This window comes from Streptomyces hainanensis, from assembly GCF_004348415.1.
Classification (GTDB): domain Bacteria; phylum Actinomycetota; class Actinomycetes; order Streptomycetales; family Streptomycetaceae; genus Streptomyces; species Streptomyces hainanensis.
The window spans coordinates 1-2,367 of record NZ_SMKI01000736.1 but is presented as its reverse complement, the minus strand read 5'-3'; the positions used below and the strand labels follow the sequence as shown (position 1 = coordinate 2,367).

At 73.0% G+C, this 2,367-nt stretch carries 3 protein-coding genes; 1 reads left to right on the top strand and 2 read right to left on the bottom strand.

Annotated elements, in window-relative coordinates:
- Window positions 1-39: 39 nt before the first annotated feature.
- Entirely contained in the window at window positions 40-633 is a 594-nt protein-coding gene (locus tag E1283_RS35380) for a TMEM165/GDT1 family protein (RefSeq protein ID WP_132822260.1), read from the bottom strand.
- 238 nt (window positions 634-871) lie between these two features.
- A complete protein-coding gene (locus E1283_RS35375; RefSeq protein WP_132822259.1) occupies window positions 872-1,426 on the bottom strand; it encodes a superoxide dismutase family protein in 555 nt (184 codons plus the stop codon).
- A gap of 219 nt (window positions 1,427-1,645) precedes the next feature.
- On the opposite strand from E1283_RS35375, the gene E1283_RS35370 reads away from it, so the two are divergent.
- On the top strand, window positions 1,646-2,308 hold the full coding sequence (locus E1283_RS35370; protein ID WP_132822258.1) for a DedA family protein: 663 nt from the start codon (window positions 1,646-1,648) through the stop codon (window positions 2,306-2,308).
- Window positions 2,309-2,367: the final 59 nt, after the last annotated feature.

Here is a 2,367-nt window from a genome sequence, read left to right as displayed (position 1 = left end):
GGGTGGGGGGGGAAACCCCCACCTGGCATCGCGCCGGCGTCAGCCGGCGATGGCCTCGAAGAAGCTCCAGCCCGCCATCACCACCATCACGCCCGCCGCGATCTTGGTGATCAGCGTCAGCGGCACCCGCTTCAGCAGCGCCTGGCCGCCCAGGATGCCGAGGCCGGCCACGGCCCACAGGGCCAGGACGGCGCCCACGCCGACCGAGATGGGGTCGTCGTAGCGGGCGGCCAGGTTGGCGGTCATGATCTGGGTGAGGTCGCCGAACTCGGCGACCAGGATCAGCATGAAGCCGCTGCCCGCCACCTTCCAGAAGGAGGGGTCCTCCGGCTCCTTGACCTCCTCCTCGTCCTCGTCGTCCTTCTTCAGGGCCTCCCGCAGCAGCATCGCCGCGCCGGCCAGGAAGAGGACGCCCACCACGGCCTGGAGGGGGCGCTGGGGCAGGAGTGTGAGGACGCTGCCGGCGGCGACGGCGAGGATCACGTGGACCACGAAGGCGGCCGCGACGCCGGCGAAGACGTAGGAACCTCTGAATCGGGTACCGAGCACCAGACCGGCCAGGGCGGTCTTGTCGGGCAGTTCGGCGAGGAAGATGATGCCGAACACGACGGCTGCGACGGCGATACTGAACACGGCAATCCTTGAGAGATCAGGCCACCGTGCCGGAAGGATTCCCGCGGGGAGGCGGAGACTTCGGCACGGCAGCGTCAAATGACACTGCGGCCGAAGGTCTCGCTGGCGGATCACGGGCGACGACGCGCGTCGGGTGTCCGCTCCGGGCGCCGGGCCCCGGGGGGCCAGTATGTCGACGGTCCGGCGAAGAGCTACTCCCCTTCAGACTCGCCCACCCTACCCGAGACCCGTCCGGGCGTCAGCCCCGGGCCGGGGCGGCGAAGGGCACCGTGAGGCAGCCCGTCCGGTCGCCGGCCGTGCCGTCCTCGTGGGTGGCGTGCTCGTGGAGCACCACGGAGGCCGCCTCGCCGGGTCGGAAGAGCCAGTCGTGCGGTGAGGTCGCGTGGCCCGCGCCGTCGACGTCGGCGGTGAAGTCGATCCATACCTCGTTGCCGGCGGTGGCCTCGCCCGGCACGTTCTGGTAGTGGCCGCCCGCGTCCGCCGGGTCGGCGCCGCAGGGGGCGACGTGGACGTGGGCGCCGTAGGTGTGGCCGGGGACCAGGCCGCGCGCCGACACCTCGACCGTCAGGCCGCCGTCGACGACGTACTCGGTGACGGTGAGGTGTGCGCCGGGCGGCACCAGGTCCGGGTCGTAGCTGACGGCCCGGGGCGGCTCCGCGGTGTCGTCGGCGGCCGCGAACCGGGCTCCGGTCCGCAGCCAGTAGTCGCCGTCCGCCGCGGCGCTCGGCGCCGTGGCGAACGCCATGGCGAGCGCCGCGCCGCAGGCCGTCACGCCGGTGGTCCTGGTCCTCATGCCGTCCACTCCCTGGTCGGTGGGCCGTCGCTCGACCGCCCCGCGACGTTCACCCTGCCCAGGGCGGAGACGAGATGCCCGCCACACGCACCCATGTACACCGAGTGGGTGACCCGGGCGTAGTCTTGGCGGCGGAACCACAGTGCCTGGACGGCGCGTCACAGCTACGGACCAGGTACACATCCACAGAGCACGTCATCAGGGGAAACGGGGAGCACGGTGCAGGAGACGTTGGGGGTGCTGCTCTACGCTCCGTGGATCTATGTTGTCGTCGCGGCGTCCATCATGCTGGACGTCTTCGTGCCGGTGCTGCCGAGTGGCGCGCTGGTGGTGACAGCGGCCACGGTGGCGGCCGGCACGGCCGCGGATGTCGCAGGCCTGCCCTCCCCCACCTCGAACCCCCACCTTCCGCAGCTCTTCCTGCTCGGGTTGTGCGCCATCACCGCGTCGTTCGTCGGCGACCTGCTGGCGTACGCGCTCGCGCTGCGCGGCGGGCGCCGCTTCGGCGGGGCGATAGCCCGCTCGCGTCGGCTGTCCGCGGCCCAGGAGCGTCTCGACGGGGCGTTGCGGCGCGGCGGCGGGCCCCTGGTGGTGCTGGCCCGCTTCGCGCCGGCCGGGCGCGCGGTGGTGAGCCTGGGTGCGGGCGTCTCGCGGCGCCGCAAGCGCGAGTTCCTGCCGTGGTCGGCGGTGGCCGCCGTGGTGTGGACGGTCTACAGCGTGGGGGTCGGTTACCTGGGCGGGCAGTTGCTCGGCGCCAGCTGGTTCAGCACCGGGCTCTCCGTGGCGGCGCTGCTGGGGGCCGGTGTGGTGGCCGCCCGGCTGCTGCGGCCGTCGCCCGAGCCGGTCCCGGTCCCGGTGCCCACGGAGCCCGGGCTCTCCTGAACTCCCGTAGAACCTGACCTCCCGTAGAAGTGGCAGAGGGGGCGCGGCCGATCCGGCCG

Bases quoted from the DNA above. Each gene is read 5' to 3' on its own strand.
- E1283_RS35375 (WP_132822259.1), bottom strand. From the start codon at position 1,426: ATGAGGACCAGGACCACCGGCGTGACGGCCTGCGGCGCGGCGCTCGCC.